This window comes from Streptomyces alboflavus, assembly GCF_000716675.1.
Taxonomy (GTDB): Bacteria; Actinomycetota; Actinomycetes; order Streptomycetales; family Streptomycetaceae; genus Streptomyces; species Streptomyces alboflavus.
Map to the genome: position 1 here is coordinate 1 of NZ_JNXT01000079.1, position 15,768 is coordinate 15,768.

Here is a 15,768-nt window from a genome sequence, read left to right on the forward strand (position 1 = left end):
GCCGGGGCGGGGGCGGCGGGGGGCTGGGCTGCTGGGGCCGCTGGGGCTGCTGGGGCTGCTGGGGCCGACGGTGGCATGGGCTGTTCTGGCGCGGGCGCGGGCGTGGGCGTGCCGGTGCGCGGATCGGCGGCCGGAGCGGCGCCGGGGGGTGCGGGAGCGGGCAGGGGGTACTCGTCGGGCTCGGCGCCGGGCGTCCTCGCGGCGGCGCCCGGAGCGCCCGCCCCGCCGGAGTCCCCGAGCTCGCCGCCCGAGGAGTCCGTGCCGGGCAGGTCGGACGACCGGTGCGTCGGGGCCGGGGTGTCGGAGCTGTCGACCTCGGGCGCCACGGGCCACTGGTCGGCGCCCGGAGCGGCACCCGGGGCGGCGCCGGGAGCGTGGCCGACGGCACCGGCGGGGGAGGCGGGACCGGAACCCGTGCCGGACCCGACGCCGGAACCGGCCGCGGCCTGCGGCGCGGAGCCCGGCACCGGAGGCATGCCGTTGATCGCGAGCGTGGGCCGGTCGTCCGGCGGAGCCGGGACCGCCGAGAGGTCGTAGCCGCACGCGCCGCAGAACAAGTCGCCCGTCTCCAGGGGCTCCTCGCAGCTCGGACACGTGGACAAGGCCGCCGGTTGGTGCATTTGCGCCATCTTCACACCCACGTCCGGGGGCGGAAACGGTTGGCCCGCTCCACCAGTTCGATCCTTTCCTCGCCACCCTGTGCGAGCCGGGCCAGGGTCCGGTACGACCGTTCCAGACCGAACCGGAGGCCCCGCTCGTCCAACTCGCTGCCGAGCAGGACGGTTCCCGTGGGCCCGTCGCCCGCGGCCGCCTGGGGTCCAGAGGGCCCCGAGGACACCGCGGCGTGGCCGGAGTGGTGGCTACCGGAGAGTACCCAGTCGAGCGCCGTACCGAGGACTTCCGTCGAGAGGCGCTCCCTGCGCACCGCGTCGAGGCCGAAGCCCGCGAGCGCCTCGACCTGCCCGGCGGCGGCCGTCAGGTCGTCGAGGAACCGGGCTCCGGGCCCGGTCGCCGTGTCGAACGTCATACGCCGCCGCAGCCGCGCCCGCACCGCGGCGACGCGGGCGGCCGTGTAGTGGATGGACGACTCCGGCACGGACTCCAGCGTACGCACCGCCCCGCTCCGGTCGTCCGTGGCGAGCTGCACCCGGGCGAGCCCGAAGGCGGCGCTGACGTAGCTCGGGTCGGTCGCCCACACCAGGCGGTAGTACTCGGCGGCGTTGTCGAGCTGGCCGAGCACCTCCGCGCAGACGCCGAGGGCGAGCTTGGGCGCGGGCTCGCCCGGGAACGCGTCGTACACCGCGTCGAAGGAGAGCGCCGCTATCTCGTGGTCGCCGTTGGTGAGGGAGGCGACGCCTCGGTACCAGATCACCCGCCAGTCGTCGGGGTGGTCGATCTCCAGGGACTCCAGGGCCTTGCCCGCCGCCGCGGGGTCGCCCATGGTGAGCAGCGCCCGCAGCTCGCGAAGCCGCAGCTCGGTGGAGCGCGCCGGGGCGGACCCGAGCGCGGCGATCAGCTCGGCTCCCGAGGAGTCCACGAGCCCGGCGAGGAAACCGGCGTTGGCGTCGCCGGGGTCGACGCGGGGCACGGGCAGGGCGAGCGACGTCACGGGCGCGTCGAGGGCGCGCACCAGCGAAGCGGACGCGGTGCCTTCCTGCGTACCGCCCGGGTCGCCGTGACCGGCTCCGCCGTACAGCGCACCGGCGCCACCCCCACCACCGGACCCCTCCCCGAACGCCTCGAACCCCAGCACGCTCTCGGCTCCGCCACCGAGGATCCCGTCGTCCCCGGCGCCGGTGGAAGCCCGCGCCACCGGACCCCGGGCCCCGAGCACCGACACCTCCCCGGCCAGCTCCGCGAACAACTCCGTGTCCGTGACCTTCACTTCGGGCCCGAACAGCGTGGAGAGCGCGGGCCGCGGCCGCCCGCTCTGCACCGCCACGACCTCCCGGAGGACGCCGGTCAGCTGCTCGGCCATCTCCTGGGCGGAGCCGAAGCGCCGCGCCGGATCGGGGTCGGTGGCGCGCACGAGCAGCCGGTAGAACGACTCGTACGTCCGGAAGACCTCGATGTTGTCCGGGTCGGGCAGCGAGTCCACGAACACGTTCGTGTAGCCCTGGAAGTCGAAGGTCAGCACGGCCAGCGTGCGCGCGACCGTGTACAGGTCGGAGGCCACCGAAGGGCCGACCTCGGCGACCTCCGGGGCCTGGTAGCCCACGGTGCCGTAGATCGCCGACTCGTCGTCGTCCATGCGGCGGACCGCGCCCATGTCGATGAGCTTGAGCTGGTCCTCGGTCTGGATGGCGTTGTCGACCTTGAAGTCGCAGTACAGCAGGTTGCGGCTGTGCAGATGGCCGAGGGCCTCCAGGGCCTCGATGCCGTACGCGCAGGCCTGCTCCACGGGCAGCGGATCGCGCTTGCCGGTGGGCGTGCGGCGGCCGTTGGCGATCTCCTTGAGGGACTTGCCGCCGACGTACTCCATGACGATGTAGCCGTCCATGGAGCCGGTGCGCTGGTCCAGGTGCTCGACGAAGTTGTAGATCCGCACGATGTTGGCGTGCTCGATCTCGGCGAGGAAGCGGCGCTCGGAGATCGCCGCGGCCATCGCGTCCTGGTCCCCGGTGTCGAGCAGGCCCTTGAGGACCACCCAGCGGTCGGACACCGCGCGGTCCACGGCGAGATACACCCAGCCGAGCCCGCCGTGCGCGAGACAGCCCACGACCTCGTACTGCCCGTGCACGATGTCGCCCTCGCTCAGCTTCGGCACGAACGAGTACGGATGCCCGCACTTGGTGCAGAAACCTTCCGTGCGGCCGGAGCGCTCACCGCGGGCGCGGCCCACCGGGGCGCCGCAGTCGGAGCGGGAGCAGAACCGCTTCCTCTCGGGCACCTCGGGGTGCTGCTGCACCGCGCCGCGCGGGTCCGGGCGCGGCACCTGCGGCACCGAGACCAGGCCGACGCCGAGCCTGCTGCGGGCGGAGGACGCCGCCGACGAGCCGGAGCTGCGCACCGAGACCGACCGCGCCGACGTACCGCTCGACGTGGAGCGCGAGAGCCGGCCCGAGACCGAGCGGCGCGACGAGGCCGACCGGGAGGAGCGGGTGCTGCCGCGGGTGCCGCGCGAACTGAGGCCGGTCGAGGCCCGCGAGCCCCGGGCGCTGCGCCCGCCGACCGTGATGCCCGTCGCCGGGGAGCCCACCATGCCGCTCGCCGACACGACCGGGGCGAGGCCGCAGGTGTCGCAGTACATCTCGCCGCCGCCCACGTCCTCGTACGAACCCGTGCACTTGGGCCGTTGGCACGGCTGCTGTCCGCCGTTCTCCTCGCTCATGCTTCCCCCCTCCGGTCGGTGGGCCCGCCCTGGTGCGGGACCCTCGGCGTCAGCGCGTCGGCCGCCGCCTGCTGATAGCGCAGCACCGCCTGCTCGGCCACGCGCAGGTCGCAGGGCGCGCTCCAGAGCATGCGGCGCGCCGCGTCGTACCGCTCGATGAGGACCGGGTCCTCCGCGAGGCCGTGCCGGGCGACCTTCGCCTTGTACGCGTCGAGGCGGCCGCGCAGCTCCGCGCGGACCGCGAGCGGCGCGGTGACGGCCGTCAACGACTCGCGGGCGCGAAGCAGTTCGTCCTCGGCCTTCTCCTCCAGGGACTCAAGGAGCGGCGAGAGGCGGTGCCACTGGGCGTTCCTGCGGTAGTCCGCGGCCATCGCCAGCTGCTCCTGGAGCGCGGTCGGCGGCCCGGACACGGCGGGCACCTCGGACGCGGCGATCTTCGCGAGCACCTCGCCGCGCGCGGAGCGGGCCTCGGCCAGCGTGCGGTCCGCGCGGGACAGCACGTCGCGCAGCCTGCCGAGGCGGGCCTCGGCGTCCTGGCGGACCGTGAGCACGGCGTCGATCTCGCGGCGCACGTCCTCCAGGGCGCGGGCCGCGTGGTCGTAGCGGTCGGTGTGCGGGCGGCCGCCGCCGGGGGCCGAACTGCCGCGCGTGGGCTGCCAGAACGCGAGCGGGTCGGACACCACCTGCTCGCGCAGCGCCGTCAGCTCCCGCGTGATGCGCTCCAGGTCGTCGCCCGAGGGATGCTCGCCGGGGCGCACGCCGACGGAGTGCGCGAGCTGGCGGGTGCGCTGGAGCTCGGCGGCGAGCAGGTCGATGCGGGCGGGCAGCGCGGACCAGACGGCGTCGGCGGCGACCACCATGTCCAGGGAGTGGGCGTACAGGTCGTTCATGCGCGCGACCAGCTCTTCGAGCGTGAACTGTTCGGTGAGCTTCGCGGGCCCCGTGATCGAGGGTGCCGCGCCGGACGAGGAGCCGCCCGCGACGGTGACGCTCTGGCCGCGCAGCAGCCGGGTCAGTTCGAGCAGGTCGTCGCGGTTGGGCCAGCGCCTGCGCTCGCGCACCTCGCGGGCGGTGTTCAGGGCGCCCGCGTACGCGTCGAAGTACGTCCAGAGCAGCGTGATCTGGGCTTCCGTGCCGAGCCAGCGTTCGTGTGTGGTGCCGGTGAGCCGCGCGCCTTCGAGGAGGCGGCGGCCCGCGTGGTCCTGGAGGGCGAGGAGCGACGTCTCGATCGCCTCGTGCTCGGCGTCGAGCCGCACCAGCGCACGGTCCACCTCGTCCCGGTCCATGACAGGGCCGGGGGGTCCCGCGACGCTCATCGATCACCTCTCCGCTCTGCGTTCTTCGTGCGTTCGTCGTGCGTTCTTCGTGTGCCTGGGGTCCTGCGGGTCAGTCCTTGTACTTCGGCTTCGGCGGGCCCGCCGAGTCGCCGAGGTCGTCCGCGAGCCACTTGTCGTACGAGGCGCGCCAGCCGTCCTTGTCCTTGCGGAAGTCGTCAAGGACGTCGTTCACGCGCCGCACCAGGTCGTCCGCGTCCTTCTTCATCGCCACGCCGTAGTACTCCGTGGTGAACGGCTTGTCGCCCTTCAGCTCCACCGTCGGGTCCTGGGCGGCCTGGCCCGCGGCGAGCGCGCTGTCGGTGACCACCGCGTCCACCTCGCCGAGCTGGAGCCTTACCAGGCAGTCGAGTTGGTTCGGCACCGTGGTCCTGATGTCGGCACCGAAGCTGTTCTCCTTGAGCGCCGTCTCAGCCGTGGAGCCCGCCGCCGAGCAGACCTTCTTGCCCTTCAGGGTGTCGTTGTAGCCGGTGATGTCGGAGGTCTTCGGCGCGAGGACCTGCTGGCCGGTCTCGAAGTACGCCGTGGAGAACGCGACGTCCTTGATGCGGTCGCAGTTGACGGTCATCGTGCGCACGACCATGTCGACCTGGCCGCTCTGGATCGCCGGGATGCGCTGGTTGGTGGGGATCGCGCGGAACACCACGGCCTCGCGGTCGCCGAGCAGCCGCTCCGCGATCTCACGCGCCAGGTCGATGTCGAAGCCCTCCAGCTTGCCGACGCCCTTGTTGGGGTCGCGGTAGCCCCAGCGGTAGCTGTTCTGGTCGACGCCGACGACGAGCTTCTTGACCTTGCGCTGCTTGATCTTCTCGATCGTCGGGCCGTCCTTGGTGTCGGGCCGCAGGCTGCGCTCCGGCGCCTCGCACTCGTCGGCGCGCGCGGGCGCGGCCTGCGTCAGCCGGTCCGCGGCGGCCGAACCGCCGCTGCCGCCCGGGCCGTTGTCGCCGCGCAGCTGCGGCAGCGCGAGCACCAGGGCGACCGCGAGGAGGCAGGCGAGCGCCATCGAGGCGACCCCGCCCCAGCCGCGCAGGGCCGCGAGGCCGCGGCGCGGGCGCGCCGCGCGCCGCGCCGTCGCGGCGTGCTGTTCCGTCTCGCCAGGTCGCGTACGCATCGTCCGCGCGCCCCCCATCACCGGTACTCCGAAAGCCTGCGGCCGATGCCGAGCACGGCGGCCGCCGCGCCGACGACCGCGAGCACGGCCGCGCCGATGGGCAGGCCCGTCATGGCGCCCTTGCCGTCCTCGGCGGCCCGCTTGAACTCCCGCTGCTCGTGCGCGAGCGCGGCGTCGAGGGCCGCGTCCACGTTGTCGAAGGACTCGCGCGTCGGCCTGTCGCTCTTCGTGCCTATGACCTTGTCGAGCGCGCCCTCGTAGTCACCCGAGTCGTCGCTCGCGCGGGCCGACTTGTGGCGGTCCTTCCACTCGGTCACGTTCGCCGCGGCGGCCGCCACGGGGCGCTTGCCCGCATCGTCGTCGGCCAGCTCCGCCGCCCTGCCGAGCAGCCCCTTGTCGCCCGCCTTCGCGCCCGCGAGGCGCGCCATCTGCCGCTGGTAGGCCACGTCGAACTTGTCCTTCGTGGCGTCGCCCACGACGACCGTCTCGGCGCCCCGGCTGACCAGCGTCAGGTTCTCGTTGCCCCGGGCCTTCAGGGAGCTGATGCGGGCGTCGTTCAGGACGTTCAGGGACTTCACGCCCCGGTCGTAGGACTCGTTCAGGCCGGAGCGGGCGAAGGTGTGTCCGGCGAGCAGCCACAGCAGCGCCACCGACGCGGCGGCCGTCGCGGCCACCAGGCCCGTGTTGAACACCCTGTTCGTCCGCCGGAAGGTGCGGTGCTGGGCCCAGCCGAGGGCGGCCAGGGCCGCCACTCCGAAGGCGATCGCGAGCCAGGGATACGGCTTCGCGTCTCCGTAGTCCGCGGTCAGGCGCTCGTTCTCCGCCTTGTAGAGCTTCTCGGCGGCCGGGAGCATCTGGGTCTGCATCGTGTTGTTCGCGTACCGCAGATAGGCGCCGCCGAGCGGCAGGCCCTGGCGGTTGTTGGCGCGGGCCCGCTCGATCAGGGCCGTGTACTGGGGGAGGAGCTTGTTCAGGCGGCTCACCGCCGTCGCCGACGAGGAGTCGGAGCCCGCGTTCGACGCGGCCGTCGCGAGCTTCTCGCTGGCCCGGTCGACGTCCCGCTGATAGCGCTCGCGGACCTTCGCGGGCTCCTGGCCGCCCGCCAGGAAGCCGCTCGACGCGGCCGTGTTGGCGTCCGCCAGGGAGCGGTAGATCGCGGCAGCGTCGTTGCTCAGGGGCTGGCTGCGGTTCAGGACGCGGTCCGCCGCGTCGGCCCGCGAGGTCGTCTGCCAGGCCGTGACCGCGCCGAACACCAGGACCAGGGCCGCGAGGACCGCGCCGATGGCGCGCAGCCTGCCCGGCTCCGTCGTCGCCGCCGCGCGCAGGCGGTCCACTCCCTCGGCCCACGCCGTGCTTCTTCCTGGCGTGGGCGCCCGGTGCGGTGGCCTCGCCGCGGGCTGCTGCTGCGGCAGTGGTGGGCTGGTGGGTGCGGGCGCGTGCGGTGGTGCCTGTGGTGGGTGTGTCACCTGACCTCGACCTCCCCCTTGGTCTTCGGACTGCCCCTTCTTCCGGGCCTTGGTGGCGGCGGAAGTGGTGCACGGCCGCAAGTATCGCCGTAGGGACTGACATCCGCACAGGGCTTGACTCGATCTTGTGCGGATTGGTGGGCCACCGGGCGTCTTTGAACACGCCTCGGGGGCGTGTTCGGTTCCCCCTAGGGGGAGGGCGGGGCGGGGGCCCTGCCGGGGGCTCCCCAGTCCCGCCCCTTCCCGTAACCGGGGCGCTGCGCCCCCGGGCCCCCGCTCTCGCAGAGGTCCCCTTCGGGTGGGACAGCCCCCGCCGATCGGCCTGCGGCCTCGTCCTCAAACGCCGGACGGGCTAAGACTCTGCCGGGCGGCCGAGTCTTGCGCTAGGCGCCGGAGCTGTAGTGCTCCCGTACCCGCGCGTGCACCTCTGCCGGAGCGCCCACCTCGTCCAGGCCAAGGAGGATCGCGCCCAGGACCGGGCTCTCCGTCACCACGCGCGGTGCGGCCTTGGGGGCGCGTTCGGCGAGGAGGGTGCGGATGGTGTCGTCGAGGCGGGGGTGGCGGGCCGCCAGGACGCTGCCGCCCAGGAGGACCGGGGCCGCCTCGTCGAGGAGGTCGAGGCGGGTGAGGGCGACCGTGGACATGGCGACGACCTCCTCGGCCATGCGGTCGACCAGGGAGAGGGCGACGGGGTCGCCGGTGGCCGCCGTCGCGAACAGGACGGGGGTCAGCTCGTGTTGGCGGAGCGGCTCGATGCGGCCGAGATGCAGGGCCTCGATGAGGGCGTACATGGAGGGCAGGCCGAAGTGCGCGGGCAGGGCCGTCATGAGGTCGGTGGGGCCGCCCCTGCCGTCCTCCGCGCGGGCCGCGTGCCACAGCGCCTCCTGGGCGAGGTGGCCGCCGCCGCCCCAGTCGCCGGAGATCTTGCCGATCGCCGGGAAGCGGGCCGTGCGGCCGTCCGGCAGCATGCCCACGCAGTTGATGCCCGCGCCGCACACCACCGCGACCCCGCGCGGCTCGGCGTCCTCGAGGAGGCCCGCCCTGAGGATCGCGAAGGTGTCGTTGCGCACGTCCACGCTGGTGCTCCAGCCGCGCCGCCGCAGCGCGGCCGCCAACTCCCGTTCCTCCACCGGGAGATCGGCGTTGGCCAGGCATGCGGAGACATGCCCGACCGAGGTCAGACCGGCCTCGCCGAGGGCGGCGGCGACCGCGTCGGCGAGGGTGTCCACGGCGGTCTCCACGCCGACCAGCGGGGGCTGGAAGCCGCCCCCGCGGGCCGCGCCGACGACCTCGCCGGCCGCCGTGACCACCGCGACGTCGGTCTTGCTGTTGCCCGCGTCGATGGCGAGCAGGGACGTGGACGCCGAAGGGTCCGCGCCGTGCGGTGTGCTCAGGCCCACGCCAGGTGCTCCCGGTTGTGTGCGACGAGATCGTCCGTGAGCTTCTCCGCGTACGCGTACTGGCCCACCAGCGGGTGGGCGAGCAGCGCCTTGAAGACGCGGTCGCGGCCGCCGTGCAGGGCGGCGTGCAGCGCCAGGTCCTCGTACGCGGTGACGTTCGCGATCAGGCCGGAGAAGAGGGGGTCGAGGGCGGGGACGGCCAGCGGCGTCGCGCCGGATCCGTCCACGGACGCCTGGACCTCGATCACCGCGTCGTCGGGCAGGAAGGGCAGCGTGCCGTTGTTGTGGGTGTTGACCACCTGGTGGCGGCTGCCTCCTCCGCCGAGGAGGGAGGCAGCGAGGTCGACGGCCGCTTCGGAGTAGAACGCGCCGCCCCGCTTGGCGAGCAGCTCCGGCTTTTCGTCGAGCGCCGGGTCGCCGTACATCTTCAGCAACTCGGCCTCCATCGCGGCCACTTCGGCGGCGCGGGAGGGCTTGGTGCGCAGTTCCCGTACGACCGCGTCGTGCTGGTAGTAGTAGCGCAGGTAGTAGGACGGGACGACGCCGAGGCGGTCGACGAGGGTCTGCGGCATGTGCAGGTCGGCGGCGATGGCCTCGCCGTGCTCGGCGAGCAGCTTCGGCAGGACGTTCTCGCCGCCGGGGCCGCCCAGGCGCACGCCCAGCTCCCACGTGAGGTGGTTGAGGCCGACGTGGTCCAGGTGCACCTGGGACGGGTCCACGCCCAGGTGCGCGGCGAACTTCCGCTGGAAGCCGATGGCGACGTTGCACAGGCCGACGGCCTTGTGCCCGGCCTGGAGCAGGGCGCGGGTGACGATGCCGACGGGGTTGGTGAAGTCGATGATCCACGCGTTGGGGTTGGTGCGGCGCACGCGCTCGGCGATGTCGAGGACGACGGGGACCGTGCGCAGCGCCTTGGCGAGGCCGCCCGCGCCGGTGGTCTCCTGGCCGACGCAGCCGCACTCCAGGGGCCACGTCTCGTCCTGCTGCCGTGCCGCCTGCCCGCCCACGCGGAGCTGGAGAAGGACCGCGTCGGCGTCGGCGACGCCCGCGTCCACGTCGGACGTGGTGACGATGCGGCCGGGGTGGCCCTGCTTGGCGAAGATGCGGCGGGCGAGGCCGCCGACCAGCTCCAGGCGGTCGGCCGCCGGGTCGACGAGGACGAGTTCCTCGATCGGCAGGGTGTCCCTCAACCGCGCGAATCCGTCGATGAGTTCGGGTGTGTAGGTCGAGCCTCCGCCGACCACTGCGAGCTTCATGTGCTGAATCAGCCCTTTACTCCGGTGAGGGTGACGCCTTCGACGAAGGCCTTCTGTGCGAAGAAGAAGACGACGATGACCGGAGCCATGACGAGCAGCGTCGCCGCCATGGTCATGTTCCAGTTCACCATGTGTGCGCTCTTGAAGGACTCCAGGCCGTAGCTGAGGGTCCATGAGCCCGGGTCCTGCGCCGCGTAGATCTGCGGGCCGAAGTAGTCGTTCCAGCAGTAGAAGAACTGGAACAGCGCGATGGCCGCGATGCCCGGCTTGGCCATCGGCACGATGATCTTCAGCAGGGTCTTGACCTCGCCGCAGCCGTCCACGCGCGCCGACTCGATGTACTCCTTGGGGATCGTCAGGAGGAACTGGCGAAGGAGGAAGATCGAGTACGCGTCGCCGAACGCCATCGGGATGATCAGCGGCCACAGCGAGCCCGACAGATGGAACTGCTGGGCCCACACCAGGTACATCGGGATCACGATGACCTGCGGCGGCAGCATCATCGTCGAGATCACGAGCAGCATCGCCGTGCGGCGGCCGCGGAAGCGGAACTTGGCGAGCGCGTACGCCACGGGGATCGCCGAGCAGACCGTGAAGAGGGTGCCGAGCCCCGCGTACATCAGGGAGTTGCGCCACCAGGTGAGGAAGCCGTCCGTCTCGAAGACGGCCTTGTAGTTCTCCCAGTGCCAGGAGGACGGCCACAGCTCGCCGCTCATCGCCTGCGAGTCGCTCATCACGGACGTCAGGAAGACGAACACGAACGGCAGGATGAAGAGCAGCGCCACGGCGATGGCGACGCTGTGCACGGCTATCCAGTGCAGGATCCGCTTGCGGCGGGCGCGGGCGGCCTCCGGGCCGCGCGGCCGGACGGGCGTGGCGGCGGACTCCGCGGCGGGCGCGCTGAGTGTCGTGGAAGTCATCGGGGATCAGTCCTCCGCCGAGAGCAGACCGGAGCGCTTGCGCATCAGCAGCATCGTCACGGCCATGGCGATGACGAAGAGGACGAGCGAGAGGACGCACGCCGCACCGGTGTTGAAGTTCTGGAAGCCCATCTGGTAGACGAGCTGCGGGACCGTGAGGGTCGAGTGGTCGGGATAGCCGGGCTGGATCACCGAGCCGGGTCCGATGGAGACACCGGAGGCGATCTTCCCCGCGACCAGGGCCTGCGTGTAGTACTGCATGGTCTGGACGACACCCGTGACCACGGCGAACATCACGATCGGGGTGATGGACGGCCAGGTCACGTACCGGAACTTCGCCCAGGCGCCCGCGCCGTCGATCTCCGCCGCCTCGTACTGCTCCTTCGGTACGTCGAGCAGCGCCGCCATGAAGATCACCATCAGGTCGCCGATGCCCCACAGGGAGAGCATCACCAGGGACGGTTTCGACCACGTCGGATCGTTGAACCAGGTGGGCGCCGTGATGCCGATCTTGGAGAGGAGCTCGTTGACCGGACCCGTGCCCGGGTTCAGGAGGAAGACGAAGGCGACGGTGGCCGCCACCGGCGGGGCGAGATAGGGGATGTAGAAGGCGGTCCGGAAGAACCCGACCCCCGACTTGAGCTTCGTGATCAGCAGCCCGAGCGAGAGCCCGAAGATCACCCGCAGCGCCACCATCACCACGACCAGCCACAGCGTGTTCCACAGCGCCGGGCCGAACAGCGGCATCTGCTCGAACACGTACCGCCAGTTCTTCAGGCCCACGAACGTGGGCTCCTTGATCTGGTTGTAGTGCATGAACGAGAAGTAGACGGTGGCGATCAGCGGGTATGCGAAGAAGACGCTGAAGCCGATCAGCCAGGGGGAGAGGAAGCCGAGCACGCGCAGTCTGCGGCGCGCCGGGCGGGAGAGTGTCAGGGCCATGGCGGGGCGCTCCTCAGTTCTCTGCCTGGAGGTTGTCGGCGTCGATCTGCTCGTCGAGCTTCTTCAGCGCCTCGCGCAGGTTCTTCTTGCCGCCGGCCTCGATGGAGTACGCGACGTCCGCGAGCGAGACGATGTACGAGCCGCCGTTCGTGGACTGCGGGAGCGCCGTGCTGTGCTCGTTCTCCAGGATCTTGAAGAAGGTGCGGAAGCGCTTGTCGGCGTCCAGGCGGGGTGACTTGAGGGCGGCGAAGGTGGACGGCACGTTGTGGATGTCGTTGGCGAGGTTCACGACCTGGTCGGTGTCCGCGGTCAGGAACCTGACCAGCTCCCAGGCGGCGTTCTGCTTCTTGCTGCTGTGCGCGATGCCGAGGACGGTGCCGGTGATGAAGCCGCGGCCGTAGCTGTCGGCCTGGTCGTCGGGGACCGGCAGCGGCGCCACGCCCCAGTCGAACTTCGCCTTCTTCTCGTCCAGCATCAGCCCGCGCCACTCGCCGTCGAGGTGCATCGCCAGCTTGCCGGTGAGGAAGGCGTTCTGGCTCGACATCTCCTCGCCGAACGTGGCCCGGAACTTCTCCAGGTCCGCGTAGCCGCCCTGCGCCTTGATCAGCTCGTTGGTCGTCTTGAAGTAGTCGTACGTCTTGGGCTCGTCGGCGAGGTTCGACTTGCCGTCGGCGTCGAAGTACTTCGGGCCCCACTGCGCGAAGAGCCGGTCCGGGGCGTTCTGGTAGAGCCGGAAGTTCGGCATGAAGCCCACGCGCTTGTACGAGTCCTTGCCGCTGCGCACGGTCAGCTTCGCCGCGGCCTCCTTGAACTCCGAAATGGTGCGTGGCGGCTGGGCGATGCCCGCCTCCTTGAAGGCGTCCTTGTTGTAGTACATGCCGTACGCGTCCGCGAGGAACGGCAGCGCGCACTGGTTGCCCTCGTAACTCGTGTAGTCGAGGAGGGTCTTGGGGAACGTCTTCTTCTTGTCGAGCCCGGTCTTCTTCATGAACGGGTCGAGGTTGACCCACATCCCGGAGTCGCAGTACTGGCCGACGTTGTTCGTCGTGAAGGACGACACCACGTCGGGGGCCTCGCCGCCGCCCGCCCTGAGGGCCTGGTTGATGGTCTCGTCGGTGACGTTCCCGATCGCCTTCACATCGATGTTGCGGTGCAGCTTCTCGAACCGCTCGATGCTGGCGTTGATCGCCTTGACTTCACCGGGGGCCGACCAGCCGTGCCAGAACTTCAGCGTCACGGGTTTGGTCGGGTCGTCGTCGGCGCTGCCGGTGCTCGGGTTGGCACAGCCGGCCAAGAGCAGTCCGGCCGCGGTCAGGGCGGCGGGCACGCGGGTGCGTATGCGCCATCGCGGCATGGCGGACGTCCTTTGTGAGAGGCGGTGTTGGGGAGGGGGTGAGGGGCGAGGGAGGGGAGCGCGGGGGTGACGAGCGGGGGGCGCCGTGGGGTCAGGCGGTGTCGAAGACTGTGTCGCGGGCCTGGGTGAGGGCGGTGCGCAGGGCGCCGGTGAGGATCGGGTCGCCGTCCAGCTCGCTGATGCGCAGGTGGGGGCGCGGCAGCGCGAGGCCGGTCATCTCCTCCTTCACGCGCAGGCGCAGCTCCTCGCCGCCCGCCTGGGCCACCTGGCCGGACAGGACGACGAGTTCGGGGTCGACGACCGCCACGACCGCGGCGAGGCCGGTGGCGATGTGGCCGGCGAGTTCGTCGCGCGCGGCGGGGTCGGCGAGCGCCTCGGTGAGCGTCCTGCCGCCCGCGCGCTCGCGGACCACGGCGCCGGAGACGAGGCTCTCGAAGCCGCCCCGGTACGCCTCGGGCGTCGAATCCGGGCCGCCGCGCAGCAGCGGGGCGCCCGGCACCGGCATGTAGCCGATCTCGCCCGCGCCGCCGGTCGCGCCGCGCAGCAGCACGCCGCCGAGCACGATCGCCGCGCCCACGCCCTCGTCCAGCCAGACGAGCACGAAGTTGTCGTTGTCCTGCGCCGCGCCCTCGTACTGCTCGGCGATGGCGGCGAGGTTCACGTCGTTCTCGATGGTCACCGGGGTGCCGAGGACCTCGGCCAGCTCGGCCCGCAGGGTGCGCGAGTGCCAGCCGGGCAGGTGCGGGGCGTAGCGGAGCTGGCCGCTGTGCGGGTCGATGGCGCCGGGGGTGCCGATGACGGTGGCGCGCAGGTCGTGGTGGCCGAGCCCGGCCTTGGCGAGGGCGCCGTCCACGGCCTCCACGACCAGCTGGGCGGTGCGGTGGCGCACGTCCTCGGAGACGGAGTCGGCCTCGATGCGGCGGCGGCCCACCTCGCGGCCTGTGATGTCGGAGACCAGGGCGGTGATGCCGGTGGGGTCGGCGGACAGGGCGGCGACGTGGCCGACGGCCGGGTCGATCTCGTACAGGACGGCGTTGGGGCCCGGGCGGCCGCTCTGGCGGCCGGTGGTGCGCACCAGGCCCGCGCTCTCCAGACGGCTCAGGAGCTGCGAGGTGGTCGGCTTGGACAGGCCGGTCAGCTCGCCGATGCGGGTGCGGGTGAGGGGGCCGTGGGCGGCGAGCAGGTCGAGCGCGGCGCGGTCGTTCATGGCGCGGAGCACGCGGGGCGTGCCCGGCACGCCGGGAGACCCGTTGGATGGGGTGGTTCCAGCCATCGCTGACGACACCTGCCCTTCGGCGGCCCGCCTTCCTCGCTTCACTGTTAGGAAGGCTTCCTGTTTGATGCGAGGAACGTAAAGGCCCGTGCAGGGGCCGTCAAGAGAGAGCGCCCCCGAGGCAACCAACTCGTTACCTGGGGGCGCTGTCGTGCGGAGGCGTCGGGGTGCGGCTACTTCGACAGGTTCGGCGGCGGTGCTATCGGCGACGCCGCCAGGGACTGCGGGGACGTCGAGGAGGCGTACGCGGACGGGGCCGCCATGCCGGCCGTCGGGTCCGGGGCCTGGGCCACGCCGCCGTCCGGCAGCATCGGCAGGCCGCCCACCAGACGGATGCCCTCCGCGTCGAAGGCCCGCTTGATGCGCCAGCGCAGCTCCCGCTCCACACCGAGCGACTTGCCCGGCATCGTCTTCGCGGAGACCCGCACCACCATCTGCTCCAGGAGCACGCTGTCCAGGCCGAGCACCTCGACCGGGCCCCACAGCTGCTCGTTCCACGGCTCGTCCTTGCCGAGCCGCTCGCCGACCTCGCCGAGCACCCGCTTGACCTTGTCCAGGTCCTCGTCCGGGCGCACGGTCACATCGACACCGGCCGTCGACCAGCCCTGGGAGAGGTTGCCGATGCGCTTGACCTCGCCGTTGCGGACGTACCAGATCTCGCCGTCGTCGCCGCGCAGCTTGGTCACGCGCAGGCCCACCTCGATGACCTCGCCGGAGGCCACCCCGGCGTCGATGGAGTCACCGACGCCGTACTGGTCCTCCAGGATCATGAAGACGCCGGACAGGAAGTCCGTGACCAGGTTCCGGGCGCCGAAGCCGATCGCGACACCCGCGACACCCGCGGAAGCGAGCAGCGGCGCCAGATTGATCTGGAACGTGCCGAGGATCATCAGCCCGGCCGTGCCGAGGATCAGGAACGACGCCACCGACCGCAGCACCGACCCGATGGCGTGCGAGCGCTGCCGCCGCCGCTCCACATTGACCAGCAGCCCGCCGAGCGCGGTGCCGTCCACGGCCTGCGCCGTGCGGTTCATGCGCTCTATCAGCTTGGTGATGGCCCGCCGCACGATCACGCGGAGCACCATGGCGATCACGAGGATCAGCAGGATGCGCAAGCCGATGGCCAGCCACGTCGACCAGTTCTCCTCCACCCAGCTGGCGGCGTTGGTCGCGCTCTCCTGGGCGTCGTCGAGCGTCACGGGTTTGCGCGTCGGCGTCGGTGTCGGGTCCGGGTCGGCTCCGGCGGCCGACAGGGCGGACAGGAACACGGCTGGTACCTCCAGGCATAGCGGCCTGCCCAGGAGATGCACCGGGCAGGCTCACCACACTAACGGGGCATTGTGTGGGGATCGTTGTCATGTTCGAAGGAGAGACGGTGCTC

At 71.9% G+C, this 15,768-nt stretch carries 12 protein-coding genes; all 12 read right to left on the reverse strand.

What is annotated here, in order from left to right; translation table 11 throughout:
• Positions 1-629 (reverse strand): zinc ribbon domain-containing protein (locus OO63_RS37120; protein WP_033264822.1); only part of this gene is annotated, 629 nt, incomplete at its 3' end.
• 2 nt (positions 630-631) lie between these two features.
• On the reverse strand, positions 632-3,331 hold the full coding sequence (locus tag OO63_RS37125) for a serine/threonine-protein kinase (protein WP_030363349.1): 2,700 nt from the start codon (positions 3,329-3,331) through the stop codon (positions 632-634).
• Positions 3,328-4,647 carry a coiled-coil domain-containing protein gene (locus OO63_RS37130; RefSeq protein WP_030363350.1) on the reverse strand — a complete coding sequence of 440 codons (1,320 nt, stop codon included), beginning with the start codon at positions 4,645-4,647 and terminating at the stop codon, positions 3,328-3,330. Before OO63_RS37130 ends, OO63_RS37125 begins: the two co-directional genes overlap by 4 nt.
• 70 nt (positions 4,648-4,717) lie before the next feature.
• A complete protein-coding gene (locus OO63_RS37135) occupies positions 4,718-5,776 on the reverse strand; it encodes a glutamate ABC transporter substrate-binding protein (protein WP_030363351.1) in 1,059 nt (352 codons plus the stop codon).
• Positions 5,777-5,793: 17 nt separating this feature from the next.
• A complete protein-coding gene (locus tag OO63_RS37140) occupies positions 5,794-7,242 on the reverse strand; it encodes a hypothetical protein (RefSeq protein WP_030363352.1) in 1,449 nt (482 codons plus the stop codon).
• A gap of 383 nt (positions 7,243-7,625) precedes the next feature.
• The gene (locus OO63_RS37145; protein WP_030363353.1) at positions 7,626-8,642 is read right to left on the reverse strand and encodes an N-acetylglucosamine kinase; all 1,017 of its coding nucleotides are present in this window, start codon (positions 8,640-8,642) and stop codon (positions 7,626-7,628) included.
• A complete protein-coding gene (locus tag OO63_RS37150) occupies positions 8,633-9,898 on the reverse strand; it encodes a 6-phospho-beta-glucosidase (RefSeq protein WP_030363354.1) in 1,266 nt (421 codons plus the stop codon). Before OO63_RS37150 ends, OO63_RS37145 begins: the two co-directional genes overlap by 10 nt.
• Before the next feature lie 8 nt (positions 9,899-9,906).
• A complete protein-coding gene (locus OO63_RS37155) occupies positions 9,907-10,818 on the reverse strand; it encodes a carbohydrate ABC transporter permease (protein WP_030363355.1) in 912 nt (303 codons plus the stop codon).
• 6 nt (positions 10,819-10,824) lie between these two features.
• Positions 10,825-11,760, reverse strand: a complete 936-nt coding sequence (locus OO63_RS37160; RefSeq protein WP_030363356.1) for a carbohydrate ABC transporter permease — start codon at positions 11,758-11,760, stop codon at positions 10,825-10,827.
• A 13-nt stretch (positions 11,761-11,773) separates the two neighbouring features.
• Positions 11,774-13,114, reverse strand: coding sequence for an ABC transporter substrate-binding protein (locus tag OO63_RS37165; protein ID WP_030363357.1), 1,341 nt, complete (start codon positions 13,112-13,114; stop codon positions 11,774-11,776).
• Between the two features lie 91 nt (positions 13,115-13,205).
• On the reverse strand, positions 13,206-14,387 hold the full coding sequence (locus OO63_RS37170) for an ROK family transcriptional regulator (protein ID WP_030363358.1): 1,182 nt from the start codon (positions 14,385-14,387) through the stop codon (positions 13,206-13,208).
• Between the two features lie 173 nt (positions 14,388-14,560).
• Positions 14,561-15,655, reverse strand: a complete 1,095-nt coding sequence (locus OO63_RS37175; protein ID WP_030363359.1) for a mechanosensitive ion channel family protein — start codon at positions 15,653-15,655, stop codon at positions 14,561-14,563.
• Between the last annotated feature and the right edge of the window lie 113 nt (positions 15,656-15,768).

Excerpts from the sequence above, each read along its gene's own strand:
- OO63_RS37135 (WP_030363351.1), bottom strand. The coding sequence starts at position 5,776 with ATGCGTACGCGACCTGGCGAGACGGAACAGCACGCCGCGACGGCGCGG.
- OO63_RS37150 (WP_030363354.1), bottom strand. The coding sequence starts at position 9,898 with ATGAAGCTCGCAGTGGTCGGCGGAGGCTCGACCTACACACCCGAACTC.
- OO63_RS37160 (WP_030363356.1), bottom strand. The coding sequence starts at position 11,760 with ATGGCCCTGACACTCTCCCGCCCGGCGCGCCGCAGACTGCGCGTGCTC.
- OO63_RS37165 (WP_030363357.1), bottom strand. The coding sequence starts at position 13,114 with ATGCCGCGATGGCGCATACGCACCCGCGTGCCCGCCGCCCTGACCGCG.
- OO63_RS37170 (WP_030363358.1), bottom strand. The coding sequence starts at position 14,387 with ATGGCTGGAACCACCCCATCCAACGGGTCTCCCGGCGTGCCGGGCACG.
- OO63_RS37125 (WP_030363349.1), bottom strand. The coding sequence starts at position 3,331 with ATGAGCGAGGAGAACGGCGGACAGCAGCCGTGCCAACGGCCCAAGTGC.
- OO63_RS37130 (WP_030363350.1), bottom strand. The coding sequence starts at position 4,647 with ATGAGCGTCGCGGGACCCCCCGGCCCTGTCATGGACCGGGACGAGGTG.
- OO63_RS37155 (WP_030363355.1), bottom strand. The coding sequence starts at position 10,818 with ATGACTTCCACGACACTCAGCGCGCCCGCCGCGGAGTCCGCCGCCACG.